The 17,132-nt window shown below is 71.7% G+C and carries 14 protein-coding genes and 1 pseudogene; 7 read left to right on the forward strand and 8 right to left on the reverse strand.

Annotated features, from left to right (window positions below; all coding sequences use genetic code 11):
* Positions 1 to 77: 77 nt before the first annotated feature.
* Positions 78 to 194: pseudogene (locus tag ACFYQ5_RS08585) on the reverse strand (RidA family protein); the annotation flags it as partial.
* A 134-nt stretch (positions 195 to 328) separates the two neighbouring features.
* Between ACFYQ5_RS08585 and ACFYQ5_RS08590 the strand changes: the two are divergent.
* Positions 329 to 3,883: an NB-ARC domain-containing protein gene (locus ACFYQ5_RS08590; RefSeq protein WP_389194973.1), complete on the forward strand. Its 3,555-nt coding sequence runs from the start codon at positions 329 to 331 to the stop codon at positions 3,881 to 3,883.
* 14 nt (positions 3,884 to 3,897) lie between these two features.
* On the opposite strand, the gene ACFYQ5_RS08595 is transcribed toward ACFYQ5_RS08590, so the two are convergent.
* Positions 3,898 to 4,305 (reverse strand): RidA family protein, encoded by a 408-nt coding sequence (locus ACFYQ5_RS08595; RefSeq protein ID WP_389194976.1) that lies wholly within the window; start codon positions 4,303 to 4,305, stop codon positions 3,898 to 3,900.
* A 122-nt stretch (positions 4,306 to 4,427) separates the two neighbouring features.
* Here ACFYQ5_RS08595 and ACFYQ5_RS08600 point away from each other — a divergent pair, with 122 nt between their 5' ends.
* On the forward strand, positions 4,428 to 4,814 hold the full coding sequence (locus tag ACFYQ5_RS08600) for a winged helix-turn-helix transcriptional regulator (protein WP_389194978.1): 387 nt from the start codon (positions 4,428 to 4,430) through the stop codon (positions 4,812 to 4,814).
* Between the two features lie 330 nt (positions 4,815 to 5,144).
* On the opposite strand, the gene ACFYQ5_RS08605 is transcribed toward ACFYQ5_RS08600, so the two are convergent.
* Genes ACFYQ5_RS08605 through ACFYQ5_RS08615 form a run of 3 tightly spaced genes read right to left on the reverse strand, consistent with a single transcriptional unit; the run spans position 5,145 to position 8,265 of the window.
* Positions 5,145 to 5,978, reverse strand: a complete 834-nt coding sequence (locus ACFYQ5_RS08605) for a sugar phosphate isomerase/epimerase family protein (RefSeq protein WP_389194981.1) — start codon at positions 5,976 to 5,978, stop codon at positions 5,145 to 5,147.
* Entirely contained in the window at positions 5,975 to 7,117 is a 1,143-nt protein-coding gene (locus ACFYQ5_RS08610; RefSeq protein ID WP_389194984.1) for a dihydrodipicolinate synthase family protein, read from the reverse strand. Before ACFYQ5_RS08610 ends, ACFYQ5_RS08605 begins: the two co-directional genes overlap by 4 nt.
* Positions 7,114 to 8,265 (reverse strand): Gfo/Idh/MocA family protein, encoded by a 1,152-nt coding sequence (locus tag ACFYQ5_RS08615; protein ID WP_389194987.1) that lies wholly within the window; start codon positions 8,263 to 8,265, stop codon positions 7,114 to 7,116. The genes ACFYQ5_RS08610 and ACFYQ5_RS08615 overlap by 4 nt, the downstream gene beginning before the upstream one ends.
* 111 nt (positions 8,266 to 8,376) lie before the next feature.
* On the opposite strand from ACFYQ5_RS08615, the gene ACFYQ5_RS08620 reads away from it, so the two are divergent.
* Positions 8,377 to 9,444, forward strand: coding sequence for a LacI family DNA-binding transcriptional regulator (locus ACFYQ5_RS08620; protein WP_389194990.1), 1,068 nt, complete (start codon positions 8,377 to 8,379; stop codon positions 9,442 to 9,444).
* A 60-nt stretch (positions 9,445 to 9,504) separates the two neighbouring features.
* Positions 9,505 to 10,293 (forward strand): sugar phosphate isomerase/epimerase family protein, encoded by a 789-nt coding sequence (locus tag ACFYQ5_RS08625; RefSeq protein WP_389194993.1) that lies wholly within the window; start codon positions 9,505 to 9,507, stop codon positions 10,291 to 10,293.
* A gap of 21 nt (positions 10,294 to 10,314) precedes the next feature.
* Here the strand turns inward: ACFYQ5_RS08625 and ACFYQ5_RS08630 are convergent, their stop codons facing one another.
* Positions 10,315 to 11,217, reverse strand: coding sequence for an EamA family transporter (locus ACFYQ5_RS08630; RefSeq protein WP_389194996.1), 903 nt, complete (start codon positions 11,215 to 11,217; stop codon positions 10,315 to 10,317).
* Positions 11,218 to 11,316: 99 nt separating this feature from the next.
* Between ACFYQ5_RS08630 and ACFYQ5_RS08635 the strand changes: the two genes are divergently transcribed.
* The 3 genes from ACFYQ5_RS08635 to ACFYQ5_RS08645 all read left to right on the forward strand — a co-directional run bounded on the left by ACFYQ5_RS08635 (position 11,317) and on the right by ACFYQ5_RS08645 (position 15,024).
* Positions 11,317 to 12,225 (forward strand): LysR family transcriptional regulator, encoded by a 909-nt coding sequence (locus ACFYQ5_RS08635; RefSeq protein WP_389194999.1) that lies wholly within the window; start codon positions 11,317 to 11,319, stop codon positions 12,223 to 12,225.
* Positions 12,226 to 12,409: 184 nt separating this feature from the next.
* Positions 12,410 to 14,266: a glycoside hydrolase family 3 protein gene (locus ACFYQ5_RS08640; RefSeq protein ID WP_389195001.1), complete on the forward strand. Its 1,857-nt coding sequence runs from the start codon at positions 12,410 to 12,412 to the stop codon at positions 14,264 to 14,266.
* A gap of 98 nt (positions 14,267 to 14,364) precedes the next feature.
* The gene (locus tag ACFYQ5_RS08645; protein WP_389195004.1) at positions 14,365 to 15,024 is read left to right on the forward strand and encodes a hypothetical protein; all 660 of its coding nucleotides are present in this window, start codon (positions 14,365 to 14,367) and stop codon (positions 15,022 to 15,024) included.
* A gap of 46 nt (positions 15,025 to 15,070) precedes the next feature.
* Here the strand turns inward: ACFYQ5_RS08645 and ACFYQ5_RS08650 are convergent, their stop codons facing one another.
* Both ACFYQ5_RS08650 and ACFYQ5_RS08655 read right to left on the reverse strand, forming a co-directional pair.
* Positions 15,071 to 16,555 (reverse strand): S28 family serine protease, encoded by a 1,485-nt coding sequence (locus tag ACFYQ5_RS08650; RefSeq protein WP_389195006.1) that lies wholly within the window; start codon positions 16,553 to 16,555, stop codon positions 15,071 to 15,073.
* 77 nt (positions 16,556 to 16,632) lie between these two features.
* Positions 16,633 to 17,121 carry a hypothetical protein gene (locus tag ACFYQ5_RS08655; protein ID WP_389195009.1) on the reverse strand — a complete coding sequence of 163 codons (489 nt, stop codon included), beginning with the start codon at positions 17,119 to 17,121 and terminating at the stop codon, positions 16,633 to 16,635.
* Positions 17,122 to 17,132 lie beyond the last annotated feature (11 nt).

A 17,132-nucleotide genomic window follows, 5' to 3' on the forward strand; every position in this document is an offset into this window, starting at 1 on the left:
CGCCCCACCGGCGCGTCAGATAACCGGAATGGGTGGAGCGCGCCCGCCTCCCCAGCGGGGGGCGGGGCCCGGCCGCCTCAGTCGATGACCGCCGTGGCTTCGACCTCGACCAGGTGCTCGGGGGCGTCCAGTGCGGCGACACCGAGCATAGTGGCCGAGGGCACCGGGGCGGGCCCCAGCCGGGCGGGCGCCCGACAAGGTCGTCTTCCCCGTCCGTGACGCCGTCGGCGGCCACCTGACTTCGCGCAGTGCAGAACCGCGTGGACACCTGCCTCGAACCGGTTACGCTCGCCCCAACACACCCGTGCAGCGACGAGGTTGGGGAACCATGCGGGCGCGCGAGGTCGCCGGAGGGGCGTTGGGAGTGGCCCTCGGGGCAGCGGTTCCACTGGCTGCCTCGCTGGCCGGGAACGCGGCCACCGAGGCGGAGCGATGGCCCGGCTGGCTGGACGTCCTGCGACGCCACCCGTGGGTGTCACTCGCCGTCGTGCTGATGCTGACGGGGGCATTGCTGGCGGTCGAACGCCGGCGTGCGGCGGACTCGACGGGGCGGCGCTCCTCAGCGGTCCCGCCCAGCGCCGTGCCGCAGCCCCCTCGGTGGATGGTCGAACGCGAGGAGACCGAGCGGGTCGTCGACGCCGTCCTCGCCGAGCACTCCGGCACCGTCGGCCTGACCACCGGTCTCCAAGGCGCCGGCGGCTTCGGAAAGACCACCCTCGCCAAGGCGGTCTGCGCGGACGAGCGTGTGCGACGCCGGTTCCCCGACATCCTCTTCGTCACGCTCGGGGGCGACCTGCGCGGGGGCCCTCGGATCGCCGGCAAGGCCACCGAGGTGATTCAGCTGGTCACCGGCAAGGAGGCCCTGTTCCACGAGGACCCGGCTATGGCGGGGGCCCAGCTGGGGCGCGTACTGGACGAGTGGGACCGGCCGCTGCTGCTCGTCCTCGACGACGTGTGGAGCGAGGCCCAGCTCGCGCCCTTCCTGATCGGGGGGCGCCGGTGCGTCCGCCTGGTCACCACCCGCATCCCCTCCGTGCTCCCCGACCACACCCCACGCGTCCTCGTCGACCGGATGACCGACGAGCAGGCCCGCACCGTCCTCACCACCGACCTCGACCTCTCCGGCGACCAGACGGCCGCCCTCCTCACCGCAACCGGCGGGTGGCCCCTCCTCCTCCGCCTGGTCAACCGCCGTCTCGCCGCCGAGAGGGCCACCGGCCTCTCCACCGCCGACTCCGTCGCCGAGACCCTGGCGCTGCTGCGCTCGGCCGGACCCGCCGGGGCCGACCTGGGCAACGGCCCCGAGGCCGTCGACCTCGACGACCCCGCCCAGCGGGAGAGGGCCGTCCGCGCCACCGTCGAGGCGTCGGCCCGCCTCCTCGACGAGACTGCGGGGGAACGTGAACGCCTTCTGGAACTAGGTGCCTTCGCCGAGGACGAGGTCATCCCCGTGGAGCTCGTCTGCGCCCTGTGGCGGGAGACGGCCGGGTACGAGCCCGTCCGCTCCCGCGCGCTCTGCCGACGCCTGCGGGATGTCGCTCTGATCGGCCTGAACGACTCCGGCGGTCTCCTCCTCCACGACGTCGTCCGCGACTACCTGCGCGCCGAACTCGGCCCCGACCGCCTCAGCACCGCCCACGCCCACCTGATCGCCGGCGCCCGGCCCTCCCCGCCACCGACCGCTTGGTGGGATCTCCCCGAGGGCTACCTCCACGACCACCTGGTGCACCATCTCGTCGAGGCCGGGCTGGTGGCCGAGGCGGACCGGCTCGTCGGCGACCTGCGCTGGGTCGAGCAGCGAATCCGACACCGGAACCAGAGCGCACCCTTCAACGACGCCCGGCTGGTCCCCACCGCGTCGGCCGCCCGCCGGGCGAGCGACATCTCGGCGACGGTGCACCTGATGGACCCGGAGGACTCCTGGGCCCTCAGAGCCGCCACGCTGTACAGCCGCCTGGGCGGGCAGCCGCACTGGGCGGACCGGGCCGCCGAGCGGGCAGCCCGCCTGCCGGGGCCCGCCCTGGTCAATCACCTTCCGCCGCCGGATCTGCCCGACTCGTCCGTCCTCAGGGTGCTTCCCGCCACCGGGACCGTCATGGGCGTCGGCCTCGCCCCGGACGGCTCCACCGTGACGACCGTGGACGGCGACCACGTCAGGCAGTGGGACGTGGAGTCGGGCAGGGTGCTGTGGGAGCGGCCGTTCGCCCATGAGTTCAGCGTCCGTGACGGCTACCGGCAGATCGGCTCGAATTATGCGATCAGCGCCGACGGCCGTTGGTTCGTCCATGTTCGCGTCCATGGCGACGGCGTCGCCACAGTGTGGGAGGTGGGGACGGGGAACGAGCGCACGGCGGAGTGCCCGTTCGATTTCCTCGTCGGAGTGGCAGTCTCTCCGGACGGGCGATGGGTCGCCTTCTGCTCCGTGGACGAAGTGGCGGTGTGCCGAGCCGAGGAACCGAACGGGCACCGCCGGCCGGAAGAGACACCTCGACGCGCCCCACGCCCCGCAGGCTGGTTGCACTGCTTGGCGATCTCCTCGGAGGGTGCGGTCGCCGTGGTCCACGCGGGCGCCGTACTGCTTCTCCACGACTGGCGGGACAGCGACGAGGAAGGCGGAGCGCCCACGACCCTGGGTACGGGGGACGTACTGAACGTCGACGCCGCCGGAGATTTCCTCGTCTACGGCGCCGAGGACGAAGCCCGCCTCCGCGACCTGCTGACGGGAGAGGAACGCAGCTACCCCTGCGACCGGAGATCCAGCCGGTTCGTCGTCTCGGCCGACGGATCCGCCGTCTTCGCGTGCCTGAACTCCCCGAGCAGGAAATGGCGGCAGCTGCGACGGGAAGGCGAGCCCGCGCTGCCGCCGGAGCAGCACGGCGGTGAAGGATCGACCCCCTACGTCGTGGTCAACGGGCGTGGCCGGATGGTCAGGAATGTACGGAGTGGGGTATCTGTCTCCGACCCCGCCGCGGAGCCCGGTGAGGCCGCCCCTGACGCTCTGCGGCGTGTCCACGTGGTGCCCCTCGCCTCGGGAGCGACCCTGGTGGCGTGGTTTCCGTGGCGGTGCGACCGGTGGGTGCCCCGGGCCCCGGCTCCCGGACAGGCTGCCGACTTCGGAGTCGCGGCCCCTCGTCGCGGGAACGACCTGCCGCCGCACTGGCAGCGATGGGTTGCCCAGGTGAGTCTCGTCCGCCCCGACCCCGAGGCCTCTCTGCCGCTGAAGAGGGGACCCAGCCAGATGGGCAGCGTGTCCTGGACCCCCGACGGCAGCCTGGTCGCCTTGCAGAACGACGACTCCGTCGAGCTGTGGGAGGTGGCGACCAGCACCCGGCTGCTCAGCACGCGGATCGACAGCAGTGTGAGCGACGGCGCGCTCCTGGCGGTCGCTCCGGACGGCTCCTGGGTGTCCTCCGCCTGGCGGCCGCACACGTCGACCCCTCCGTGGCAGCGGTCCTCCTGTACCGCAGTCCGCATCTGGTACCGCGACGGTGGCACTCTCACCTTCGGCGCCCCGCACCGCCCGGGCCTCGAGGATTTCGCCCGATGCGCCGCCGCCCACCCGGACGGCGACAGCCTCCTGGTCGGCTGGTCGAATGCCGTGGTGCTCCATGGCCTCCCCACCGACACCGTTCTCGCGAGCCTCCCTCTCACCGATCCCGTCGACCTCGCGATCTCTCCCGACGGCACCTGGTTCTGCGTCGTCACCTCCCAGGGGCTCGTCGAGATCCGCTCCCTCCCCGCCCTCACCCTGCTGACCCGTCTGCGTACCCCCTCCCCTTTCACCGCCTGCTCCCTCTCCGAGACCCCCGACGGCTTTCTGGTACACGCCGACTCGGACCGGGGTGTCCACACCTACCGCTTCCGCCCGGGTTCCGGGGCTTGAGCCCGGGGAGCCGCTCAGTCCATGACCGCGGTGGCCTCGATCTCCACCAGGTGCTCCGGTACGTCCAGGGTCACGACCCCCAGGAGCGAGGCCGGCGGGGCCGCGGTGATCCCGAGCCTCTCCGCGGCCCGGGAGATGCCCGCGAGGAGCACGGGCATCTTGTCGGGGGTCCAGTCGACGACGTACACGGTCAGCTTCGTCACGTCGTCGAAGGAGCCGCCGACCCCGGCCAGGGCGGTGTTCACGTTCACGTAGCACTGCTCGACCTGGGCGGCCAGGTCGCCTTCGCCGACCGTGACGCCGTCGGCGTCCCAGGCGACCTGGCCGGCGACGGAGACCAGCTTCGAGCCGGTCGCGACCGACACCTGACGGTAGACGTCGATCTCGGGCAGTCCGGCGGGGTTCACCAGGGTGATGGCCATGCTGTGTGCCTCCATGTGCGCGGGCCGAGCGGCCCACGCGTGCTCTCTTGTGGTTACTCAGGAACTGTAGGAGAGTGGCCGCTGACATGGAAGAACGCACTTTTGAGTGACAGGGGAACCTCATGGTGACCAAGCAGGTCAGCGGCTCGCCCGAGGAACAGGCGGACCTGAGGCGGGCGGATTCGCTCGCGCGGGAGATCTTCTCGGACGTCGCCAACAAGTGGGCGCTGTTGATCATCGAGGCCCTGGGCGAGGGCACCCTGCGCTTCAGCGAGCTGCGGGCCGAGGTCGAGGGCATCAGCCACAAGATGCTCACCCAGAACCTGCGCATGCTGGAGCGCAACGGGCTGGTCGAGCGGACCGTGTACCCCACGGTCCCGCCGAAGGTCGAGTACACCCTGACCGAGCCGGGCCAGGGGCTGCGGAAGACGGTCGACGTGATGTGCGACTGGACCCACCGGCACATCGGGCACATCGAGGCGTCCCGGAGCGGCTTCGACGGCGGCTGAGGTCACGGACGAGGGCGCCGACGGGTTCCGAGGACGGCCCGGCCCATGAACCCGGTCACCCACCGCTCACAGAAACATCAGGCCCTCGGATGTGGCGAGAACGATGATGCTGTCGTAGCCGGCGCCGGGCTCGCGCGCGAAGCCGACGTCGCGCCAAGCAGAATGGGGCCCGGCCCACAGGCCGGACCCCCCTCGCTTTCCCCTCCCGTCGGGCTTCCCGAATCCCCCCGGACCCCTCCCCGGAAGTCCCGACGCTGAGTACGACCGGGCAAGGTGCGCAAAGGTTGCACGCCTTGGCGATCTCTTTACCTTTGCGCGGTCGAACCGCTCTCAGCAGGCATGTTCCAGGTACCGGGCGGCGACTTCGGCGATCACTTCGGCACCGTCACGGGCCCAGAGCTGCTCGTTGAAGATCTCCACCTCGATCGGCCCGTCGAAGCCGGTCGCCTCGACCTGACGGCGCATCGTGCGGAAGTCCACGCTGCCGTCGCCCAGTTGGCCCCTGCCCACCAGAACCCCCGCCGGAAGCGGAGTGATCCAGTCGGCCAGCTGGAAGGAGTGGATCCGGCCGCCCGCTCCCGCCCTCGCGATCTGCACGGGCACCTGGTCGTCCCACCAGATGTGGTACGCGTCCACGACCACCCCGACCTGCTCGGCGGGGAAGCGCTCCGCGAGGTCCAGGGCCTGCGACAGCGTGGAGACGACGCAGCGGTCCGACGCGAACATCGGGTGCAGCGGCTCGATCGCGAGCCGGATGCCGCGCTCGGCGGCGTACGGGGCGAGCTCGGCCAGCGCGTCGGCGATGCGTTCCCGGGCGGCGTACAGGTCCTTCTCACCGTCGGGGAGCCCGCCGGAGACCAGGACCAGGGTGTCGGTGTCCACACCCGCCGCCTCGTCGACCGCCGCACGGTTGTCGTCCAGCGCGCGGGCGCGTTCGGCGGGGTCGGTCGCGGTGAGGAAGCCGCCTCGGCAGAGGCTGGTCACGGTGAGGCCGGCGTCCTTCATCAGCTGCCCCGCACGCTCGACGCCGTACTCCTGCACCGGCGCGCGCCACAGGCCGACGTTGCCGATGCCCGCCTTGGCGCAGCCCTCGACGAGCTCCGGCAGCGACAACTGCCGGACCGTCTCCTGGTTGATGGACAGGCGGGACAGATCGGTGCTCATCGGCTTCCTCCGTGGACGGACAGCAGGGCGCGCATCCGGGCCTCGGCCAGCTCGGGGTCCGGGAACAGGCCCAGCCGGTCGGCCAGTTCGTACGCCTTCGCCAGGTGCGGCAGCGAACGGGCGGACTGCAGGCCGCCGACCATCGTGAAGTGGTCCTGGTGGCCCGCAAGCCAGGCGAGGAAGACGACGCCCGTCTTGTAGAAGCGGGTCGGAGCCTTGAACAGGTGACGCGACAACTCGACCGTGGGGTCCAGGAGGGCGCGGAAGCCCTCGACGTCCCCGGTGTCCAGGACCCGCACCGCGTGCGCGGCCAGCGGACCCAGCGGGTCGAAGATGCCGAGCAGGGCGTGACTGAAACCCCGGTCGTCACCCGCGATCAGCTCGGGGTAGTTGAAGTCGTCGCCGGTGTAGCAGCGCACCCCGCTGGGAAGACGGCGCCGTACGTCGATCTCGCGCTCCGCGTCCAGCAACGAGATCTTGATGCCGTCGACCTTGTCCGGGTGTTCCCCGATGACCTTCAGGAAGGTGTCCGTGGCGGCGTCGAGGTCCGCGCTGCCCCAGTAGCCCTCCAGCGCCGGGTCGAACATGGGGCCGAGCCAGTGCAGGACGACCGGTTCCGTGGCCTGGCGCAGGAGATGGGCGTACGTCTCCAGGTAGTCCTCGGGGCCGTTCGCCGCGGCGGCCAGCGCGCGGGAGGCCATCAGGATGGCCTGCGCGCCACTGCTCTCGACCAGGGCGAGCTGCTCCTCGTACGCGGCGCGCACCTCGGGCAGGGTGGCGGGGCCGGTGAGCTGGTCGGTGCCGACGCCGCAGGCGATCCTGCCGCCCACGGACTTCGCCTCGGCGGCCGAGCGGCGGATCAGTTCCGCCGCGCTTGCCCAGTCCAGGCCCATGCCGCGCTGCGCGGTGTCCATGGCCTCGGCGACGCCCAGGCCGTGCGACCAGAGGTGACGGCGGAAGGCGAGGGTGGCGTCCCAGTCGACGGCGACGGGGTCGTCGGGGCTGATGTCGGCGTACGGGTCGGCGACGACATGGGCGGCGGAGAAGACCGTACGGGAGGCGAGCGGCGCCCCGGACGGTGCCAGGTCGAGCGGGGTGGTCCGGGGTTCGTACGGTCCCTGCGGGAGATGGATGGTCACAGGCTCAGCTCCGGTACGTCGAAGCGGCGGCCCTCGGCCGAGGACTTGAGGCCGAGCTCGGCGAGCTGGACGCCACGGGCGCCGGCCATCAGGTCCCAGGTGTAGGGCTCGTCGAGGACGATGTGGCGCAGGAACAGCTCCCACTGGGCCTTGAAGCCGTTGTCGAACTCGGCGTTGTCGGGGACTTCCTGCCACTGGTCACGGAACGGCTCGGTGACCGGGAGGTCGGGGTTCCAGACCGGCTTGGGGGTGGCCGAGCGGTGCTGGACACGGCAGTTGCGCAGGCCCGCGACGGCGGAGCCGTGGGTGCCGTCGACCTGGAACTCGACGAGCTCGTCGCGGTTGACGCGCACGGCCCAGGAGGAGTTGATCTGGGCGACGGCGCCGCCCGCCAGCTGGAAGGTGCCGTACGCGGCGTCGTCGGCGGTGGCGGCGTAGGGCTTGCCCTGCTCGTCCCAGCGCTGCGGGATGTGGGTCTGCACATGCGCGGAGACGCTGGTGACCTGGCCGAACAGCTCGTGCAGGACGTACTCCCAGTGCGGGAACATGTCGACGACGATGCCGCCGCCGTCCTCCGCGCGGTAGTTCCACGACGGGCGCTGGGCGTCCTGCCAGTCGCCCTCGAAGACCCAGTATCCGAACTCGCCGCGTACGGAGAGGATCTCGCCGAAGAAGCCGCCGTCGATGAGGCGCTTCAGCTTGAGCAGGCCCGGGAGGAAGATCTTGTCCTGGACGACGCCGTGCTTGATGCCGGCGTCGCGGGCGAGGCGGGCCAGTTCGAGCGCGCCCTCGACGTCGGTGGCGGTGGGCTTCTCGGTGTAGATGTGCTTGCCCGCGGCGATGGCCTTCTTGATGGCCTCGACGCGAGCCGAGGTGACCTGGGCGTCGAAGTAGATGTCGATCGATTCGTCGGCGAGCACCGCGTCCAGGTCGGTCGACCACTCGGTCAGGCCGTGCTGTGCGGCGAGCGCCTCCAGGGCGTGGGCGCGGCGGCCGACGAGGACGGGTTCCGGCCACAGCACGTCGCCGTCACCGAGGTCGAGGCCGCCCTGCTCGCGGATCGCGAGGATCGAGCGCACCAGGTGCTGCCGGTACCCCATGCGTCCCGTGACGCCGTTCATGGCGATGCGCACTGTCCTGCGTGTCACGAAAGTTCCCTCCATACAGCCGTAGCAAGCGCTTTCTATGCAGTATGACGCTAGCCTGCCGACAGCGGCCCGGACAAGGGGGGCCGCTCCACAACTCCTCGAAGGAGAGCGATGACAGTCACCCTGGCGGACGTTGCGGCCCGCGCCCGGGTGTCCCCGGCCACCGTGTCCCGTGTCCTGAACGGCAACTACCCGGTGGCCTCGTCCACCCGGGAACGGGTCCTGCGGGCGGTGGACGAACTGGACTACGTGCTGAACGGCCCGGCCAGCTCGCTCGCCGCCGCCACGTCCGATCTGGTGGGCATCCTGGTCAACGACATCGCCGACCCGTTCTTCGGCATCATGGCCGGAGCGGCGCAGAGCGAGATCGGCGGCCCGCGCGACGGATCCGGCCGCGGGGGCGGCGAGAAGCTCGCCGTCGTCTGCAACACCGGTGGCTCCCCCGAGCGTGAACTCACCTATCTCACCCTGCTCCAGCGGCAGCGCGCCGCAGCCGTCGTCCTCACCGGCGGCGCGCTGGAGGACCCGGCCCACCAGGCCGCGATGGCCGTGAAACTGGCCAGACTCGCGGATGCCGGCACCCGGATCGTCTTCTGCGGGCGGCCGCCGCTGCCCGGCACCGACGCGGTGGTCGCCGCGCTGGCCTTCGACAACCGGGGCGGCGCCAGGCGCCTCACCGAGCATCTGATCGCCCTGGGACACCGCCGGATCGGCTACGTCGCCGGCCCCCTGGAACGCACCACCACCCGGCATCGGCTGGAGGGCCACCGAGAGGCCATGAAGGCGGCGGGGCTGTACGGGGACGAGGAGAGCGTCACGGTGCACGGCCCCTACGACCGGAGCTCCGGCTACGACGCCACGCTCGAACTCCTGCGCCGCGAACCCGGAGTGACGGCCGTGGTCGCCGCCAACGACACGGTGGCACTGGGTGCCTGCGCGGCCGTCCGGGACCGTGGCCTCCGCATCCCCGAGGACGTCTCGGTGGCCGGCTTCGACGACCTGCCGTTCTCGGTGGACGCCGTACCGGCTCTGACGACCGTACGGCTGCCGTTGTTCGAGGCGGGGGCGCGGGCCGGCCGGCTGGCGATGGGCAAGGAGACGCCGCCGCCGGGGGGCATGGCGACCATCGCCGCGGAGCTCATGGAACGGGGGTCGACGGCGCCGCCCCGCGTGGGGTGAGGATTCTCCGCCGCGATCACGGGTACCGGTCAGGACCGCACCGACGAAGGGACACAGATCGTGAAGCTCGCTTTCTCGACCCTCGGCGTTCCGGGGATGCCCATGGCGGACGTGGTGCGGCTCGCCGCCGGGACCGGCTACCAGGGGGTGGAGCTGCGCGCCCACCCCGAGGAGCCGGTCCATCCCGGCCTCGGCCCGCTCGAACGGGCCGCCGTGGTGGAGGAGTTCAAGCGGGGCGGGGTGGAGATCCTGACCGTCGCCGGGTATGTGCGGGTCGCCGCCCGGGGCGAGGACGAACCGGTGCTCGCCGAGCTCGCCCAGCTGGTGGAGCTGGCCGGCGACCTCGGCGCGGCGTATGTCCGGGTGTTCCCGGGCGGTGGGGACCAGGATCCCTCGGACGCCGACGCGATCGCCGCGCGGCGGCTGGGGGCAGCAGCCCCGCACGCCGCTGATCACGGCGTGCGGATCCTCCTGGAGACCCATGACTCGCACCGTGCCGGAGCCGATGTGGCACGGGTGGTCGGGACCGTCGGGCATGCGCGGATCGGCGCGATCTGGGACGTCATGCACACCTGGCTGGCCGGCGAGGACCCGGTGGCCAGCCACGCGGTGCTGGCCCCGCACCTGGGATACGCGCAGGTGAAGGACATCGCCTCCGCCGAGGACACCACCCCGCTGGCCCTCGGCGCCGGGACACTGCCGCTGAAGGCCTGCCTGGACGCCTTGGACACGGACGGCTGGGTCTGTTGGGAGTACGAGAAGCGCTGGTACGCCGGAGCCGCCGAGCTGCCGCAGCTGCTGGCGGCGGGCCGGGAGCACCTGCTGCGGCTCGGAGCGCCGAAGCAGTAGCCCCCTGCCCGGCGGTCCGGGTCAGACCCGCGCCTCCCGGGGCTCCGGCAGCGGTGGTGCGGCGGCGGGGCGGGGCCTGGCCAGGGAGGTCAGGGCCACTCCGCCGACCAGCAGCGCCGCCGCGCACCACCGCAGGGGGCTGATCGGCTCGCCGAGGAAGAGGGCGGCCGAGGACATCCCGAAGACGGGCACGAGCAGGGTGAACGGGGCCACGGACGAGGCCGGGTGGTGCCGGAGCAGGAAGCCCCAGGCCGCGAAGCCGAAGACGGTCGAGATCCAGGCGACGTAGACGATGATGCCGACGCCGCTCCGGTCGAGCGCGGCCAGGGCCTCGGCGTCACGGTCCCAGCCCTCGAAGAGCAGGGACAGGGCGAGGAGCGGGAGTACGGGCACGGTCGACACCCAGACCATGAAGTTGAGGGAGTCGGACGGTGCGGCCTTGCGGGTGATCACGTTGGACACACCCCAGCAGGCCGCCGCCGCGATGACCAGGACGAAGGCGAGCACAGGGCCGCTCGCCCCCTCGTCGACGGCTGCCACGCCGATGCCCGCGAGCGCGACGCCCATGCCCAGGACACGAGTCCTGCCGGGGCGTTCGGACAGGACCAGGGCGGCGAACAGGGCGGTGAAGACGGCCTGGACCTGGAGGACGAGGGAGGAGAGCCCGGCGGGCATCCCCTGGTCCATCCCGATGAAGAGCAGTCCGAATTTGGCCACCCCCAGGGCCAGACCCACGCCGACGATGTACTTCCAGGCCACCGTGGGCCTGCCGACGAGGAACACGGCGGGCAGCGCGGCGACCAGGAAGCGCAGGGCGGAGAAGAGAAGCGGCGGGAAGTGGGCGAGACCCAGCTCGATGACGACGAAGTTCACACCCCAGACGGCGGCGACCAGCGCGGCCAGGGCGATGTGGAGGGGACGCATGCACCGAGCATCCGATGCCGGGACCATGTAGCACCAGCGCGGATGCCTTCATGGTTGGATTAAGCACTGCTCACGCTTCCCGCTCGCCCGGAGGTCCCGGTGCTCGACCTGTCCCGGCTGCGCGCCCTGCACGCCGTCTCCGTCCACGGCTCCGTCGCGGGCGCCGCCGCCGCGCTCGGCTACACCGCCTCAGCGGTCTCCCAGCAGATCACCAAGCTGGAGCGGGAGACCCGTACGACGCTGCTCGAACGGCGCGGGCGCGGGGTGGCGCTCACCGAGGAGGCACGTGAACTCGCGGACTCCGCCCAGCAGTTGCTGGCGATCGTGGAGCAGGCCGAGACGACGCTCGAACAGCGCAGGGGGCAGCCGACGGGACGTCTGTCCATCGCCGCGTTCGCCTCGGCGGCACGCGGACTGCTGCCGGGGGTACTGGCCGAGCTGGGACGGGAGCACCCGGCGCTGGACGCGCGGCTCACCGAGGTCGATCCGCATCTCTCGGTCGGCCTGGTGGCCAAGGGCGTGATCGATCTCGCGGTCGCCCACGACTGGGATATCAGCCCGCTGCCCGCGCCGGAGGGTGTCGCGCAGGCGGTGCTCGGTGACGACCGGTGCGATCTGCTGGTACCCGAAGGGCACCCGCTCGCCGGCCGGGAGGCGGTGCGGCGGGAGGAGCTGGCCAAGGAGCGGTGGATCTGCCAGCCGCCCGGCACAGTGTGCCACGACTGGCTCGTACGGACGTTGCGCGCGGCGGGTTACGAGCCGGACATCCGGCACCGGGCGGAGGAGAACCACACCCAGCTGGCCCTGGTCGCGGCGGGGCTGGGCGTGGCGATGATCCCCCGGCTGGGCCGGGGTCCGCTGCCGCCGGGCGTGGTCGCGGTGCGACTGGACCCCGTACCGGTGCGGCGGCTGTACGCGCTGTGGCGTGCGGAGGCGGCGCGGCGGCCCGCGATCATCGCCGCGGTCTCCGTGCTGCGCGGGCACGGAGCGGGGGCCGGACTTTCCTGAGGGCCGGCCCGCCCTGGTGGGCCTGACTTCCCTGAGGGCCGGCCCTCACCGGTGGGACTCCGCCGGGACACCACCCGTTCTTCCGCGTGTCACGCCCGTTCCCGGGCCGCCCCCTTGACTGGTAGTTACTTTCCATATATCCGTACCTTCTCGGAAGTTTCTTTCAGTACCGGAAGGGGCTCACGTGCACCACCGCACCTCCAGACGCACCCTCCTCACCGCCACCGCAGCGACCGCCGCAGCCGCGGCGACCGGCGTCGCCGCTCTCCCCGACGCGGCGCGGGCAGCCACCTCGGTCACCTCTCCGGACAGCCGCCTCAAGCGGCTCATCGCCCGGATGAGCCTCGAGGAGAAGGTCGGCCAGCTCTTCGTGATGCGGGTGTACGGGCACTCGGCCACCGAGCCCGACCAGGCGGACATCGACGCCAACCTCGCCGAGATCGGGGTCCGGGACGCGGCCGAGCTGATCTCCACGTATCACGTCGGCGGCATCATCTACTTCGCCTGGGCGCACAACACCCGTGACCCGCACCAGATCGCCGAGCTCTCCAACGGCATCCAGCGGGCCGGGCTCGCCGGGCCCACTCCGCTGCCGCTCCTCGTCTCCACCGACCAGGAGCACGGCATCGTGTGCCGCGTCGGCGAGCCCGCGACGCTGCTGCCGGGCGCGATGGCCCTGGGTGCGGGAGGTTCACGCTCCGACGCGCGCACGGCGGGCCGGATCGCCGGGGCCGAGCTGGCGGCGCTGGGCATCAACCAGAACTACGCGCCGGACGCGGACGTCAACGTGAACCCGGCCAACCCCGTCATCGGCGTACGCTCCTTCGGCTCCGATCCGGAATCGGTCGCCGGGCTGGTGACCGCGCAGGTGAAGGGGTATCAGAGCGCCGGGATCGCCTCCACCGCCAAGCACTTCCCCGGCCACGGGGACACCAGCACCGACAGCCATACCGGTCTGCCCTACATCCACCACACCCGCGAGCAGTGGGCCGAGCTGGACGCCCCGCCGTTCCGGGCGGCCGTCGCCGCCGGCATCGACTCGATCATGACGGCGCACATCGTGGTGCCCGCTCTGGACCCGTCGGAGGACCCGGCCACCCTGTCCCGCCCGATCCTCACCGGCATCCTGCGCGAGGAGCTCGGCTACGACGGTGTCGTGGTCACCGACGCCCTGGGGATGGAGGGGGTCCGCACGAAGTACGGCGACGAGCGCGTCCCCGTCCTCGCACTCCTGGCCGGGGTCGACCAGCTGCTCAACCCGCCGCATCTCGGGGTGGCCTGGAACGCCGTCCTCACCGCCGTGAAGAGCGGCGAGATCAGCGAGGCCCGCATCGAGGAATCGATCCTGCGCATCCTGCGGCTGAAGACGAAGCTCGGGCTGTTCCGCGACCCGTACGTCACCCGCCGGGGCGTCGACCGCACGGTCGGCATCCGGGCGCATCTCGCCGCCGCCGACCGGATCGCCGAGCGGACGACCACGCTGCTGGCCAACAGAGGTTCGCTGCTGCCCCTTTCCCGCCGGTCCCACAAGAACCTCCTGGTGGTCGGCGCCGATCCGGCCTCGCCGTCCGGCACGACCGGCCCCCCGACCACCACGCTCGCCGGGGCCTTCGAGGAGCTGGGATTCGCGGCGACCGCCCTGTCCACCGGCACGGCTCCCTCCCCGGCGAAGACCGCCGAGGCCGTGGCCGCGGCGGAGGGCAAGGACGCGGTGGTCGTGGGCACGTACAACGTCACCGCGACCAGCTCCCAGCGCACCCTGGTCAGCGCCCTCGCGGCGACCGGCGTCCCGGTGATCACGCTCGCGATCCGGAATCCGTACGACATCGCCCAGCTGGCCGGAACGGGCTACACCGCGAGCCTCGCCGCGTACTCCTGGACGGACGTCGAACTGCGGGCGGCCGCACGCGTGATCGCGGGACGGGCGCGACCGGAGGGCAAGCTGCCGGTCCCGGTGCAGCGGGCGGACGCCCCCACGCAGGCGCTGTACCCCGTCGGCTACGGACTGTCGTACCGCGCCTACGCCACACCCTCGCCATAACCACCCTGAAGAGCTAAAAACACCCGTGCACCTGGCGTGTCCCCGCTCCGGCGGTCACGCTGGGTGCACGCCCCTGAGGGCGTACCGGGGGGTCGATCATGGAAGAGCGCCGTGCCACGGGGGTGTTGCGCGCCCTCCTGCCCGTCGTCGCGGTGCTCTGTCTGAGCGCCTGCCGCCAGCCGGTGGGCAGCGCGTCGGGCAGCCCGGCCGGCGGGCCGCAGGACAGTGCGACGCCCTCGGGTTACGGGGTGGAGTTCCTGGGGCCGGCCGACTGCAGTTCGCGCGGAGAGGTGTTCCGTGAGGTGTGGTGCGGCAGCGAGAAGGCGGCTGCGCGGGTCCTGGCCCGGTACACGGGTGCGCCGTCGGGCGGGCCGGTGTGTCCGCCCACGACCGACTTCGTCCTGCACATCTCGCAGGGTGGTGGTCCCGCCGCCCCGCCGGTTCCCTCCCGGAGCGGCCCGGAGCTTTCGCCGAGCAGCCCCGCGGGGCCTCGTGGCTACGCGTGCATGCGCAATCTGGAGTCCCCGCACCCCGGCGATCCCGGGCAGGGCGGCGGCCCGCTGACGGTCGTCGGGGACTGTGTCTACAGCTTCCGCGAGGGCGAGGTCAGGGAGACCGCCTGTGACGGATCGGGCGAGCGGCCCCCGCAGTTCGAGGTCGGCTCGGCGGTCGCGCGCCGCGCTCTCTGCCCCGACTCGACGGATCTGTTCGTGCAGCTGGGCGGGGACGAGCCGGTGGGCTGTGCCCACCGGGTGTGAACAACACCCGGTGGGCACAGCCCACTTCGGACCTGTGCGGCGTGTACTACGGCCGCAGCGTGCCCCGGTCCCGCTGGAGTTCGGCGTCCCGCACGTCCAGGCGCGCGTCGAACTTCGCGAGGGGCTTCGCCTTCGCCGGATCGGCTTCCACGGCCGCGGGTGCGACCCCGGCCCAGCGCAGGATGGCCGCGGTGGCCTCGGCCTTCTCGTCGGCGACGAGACCGGCGACCTTCGCGCCGTGGTTGCCGCCGGGCACGGTGTAGACGTGGCTGTCCCGGGCGCCCTTGCCGAGGTGGAAGGGCTCGGCGCCCCACGGGTCGTTCTCGCCGTAGACGTACATCATCTGCCTGGCGTTGTTCCTGACCCAGCGGTCCACGTCACGCATGACCGAGGGCTGGAACGTCATCGGGATCGAGCGCGGCACGAAGTTGCGCGGCGGCTGGTAGCCGTAGCGGCTCAGGTTCCCCAGCCAGGGCTGCGCGATGTCGGGCGAACCGAGCTGGGTGCCGGCCTGGTAGTAGTACGGCGTGTAGGTGCTGAGACCCTGGTCGGCGTAGGCGGCGAAGCCCGAGATGCCGTCGATGGAGTCCCAGATCTCCTGGTCGGTGGCGTTCGGGGCGTCGGCCGGGATGGACGCGCAGTCGGCGAGCAGGCTGTACTGCCAGAACGCCCAGACGTAGTCCATGACGACGGCCTCGTACGCCTTGTCGAGCGTGCCGACGGTGTCGAAGGTCAGGCCGTTCTCGGCGGCGAACACCTCGAACTTCTTCTCCAGCGGCTCCCGGCGGACCAGGGCTTCACGCTGGACACCGCTCAGCCGGTCCCGGCACTCCGCGGTGCCGACGCGTGCGAAGAACCGGTCGTACGCCGAATCCTCCTTGTCGACGACGTCGTTGGGGGCGACATAGGCGACGACGCCGTCCATGTCCTTCGGGTAGAAGCGCTCGAAGTAGGTGGCGGTCATGCCGCCCTTGGAGCCGCCGGTGGTGAGCCAGTTCTCCGAGTAGATCTTCTTCAGCGCCTTGAAGACCCGGTGCTGGTCGCTGGCGGCCTGCCAGATGTCGAGCTTCGACCAGTCGGCGGGTGCCGGGCGCGACGGGGTGAAGAACCGGTACTCCAGGGAGACCTGGTTGCCGTCGATGATCTGCGTCGGCTCACTGCGGCTGGGGTTGGTCGAGACGTTGTAGCCGCTGGTGAAGAAGACCGTGGGCCGGGTCGTGTCCTTGTGCAGCAGGGTGACGCGCTGCTGGAAGGTGCCCTTGGACGGGTTCTTGTGGTCGACCGGCTGGGTGTAGTCGAGGACGAAGAAGCGGTAACCCGGGTACGGCTTCTCCTCGATCAGACTCATTCCCGGGATGGCCAGGATGCGGTCCTTGATGTCCTCGCTGCTGCTCTCACTGCTGCTGGTGAAGCCGCTGCTCTGCTTCGCGGCCGGTTCCGCGGCGGTGGCCGCACCGGCCGAGGCCCCGGTCGCACTCACTGTGCCTATGAGCACCGCGAGCGACAGAACGCCTCTGAGCGCCTTGCGCATGCACCCTCCCCTTGATTCACGACAGTCGCCGTGAACTTAGCGGGGGCAGCACCTGCCACGCCAGACCCACACGCAGGTCAGCACATGATCCATCCCGTCGATCCGGAAGATCCCCCGATCGCACCCGAGGCACGGACGCAGCGGTTGAGCGCGTGCACCCTGACCGGGCCGGCCAGCTTGGTGAACGTGCCGCTGTCGACGACCGCCCGGCCGCCGCGGGGCTGCAACGACACCCGCATCGCCCGGCGTGCGCCTGGCTTCTTGGCGACGGTGACGGCGCACGCGTAGGCGCGGCTCTTGTAGACGCGCAGGGAACCGGTGGAGAACGTCACCGTCTTGACCAGCCGCCCGGAGCAGGCCGACGCGGCCTGCGCCGGGGCCGATCCGGCGGGCCCCAGCACCAGGCCGAAGGCCCCGAGGAGCGGCAGGACGAGAAGCCCCGCCGCGAGGCGCCGTCCTGCCGCCGGCCTCTGCCGCCCCGGCTGTCCTGATGGCCGACCCCGCCGTCCCGCCGCACTGTCCACCCCGCCCACACCATCCACCCCTTCGCACACACTGACCCTCATCGGACACACGC

The organism is Streptomyces sp. NPDC005794 (assembly GCF_042871445.1).
Lineage (GTDB): Bacteria > Actinomycetota > Actinomycetes > Streptomycetales > Streptomycetaceae > Streptomyces.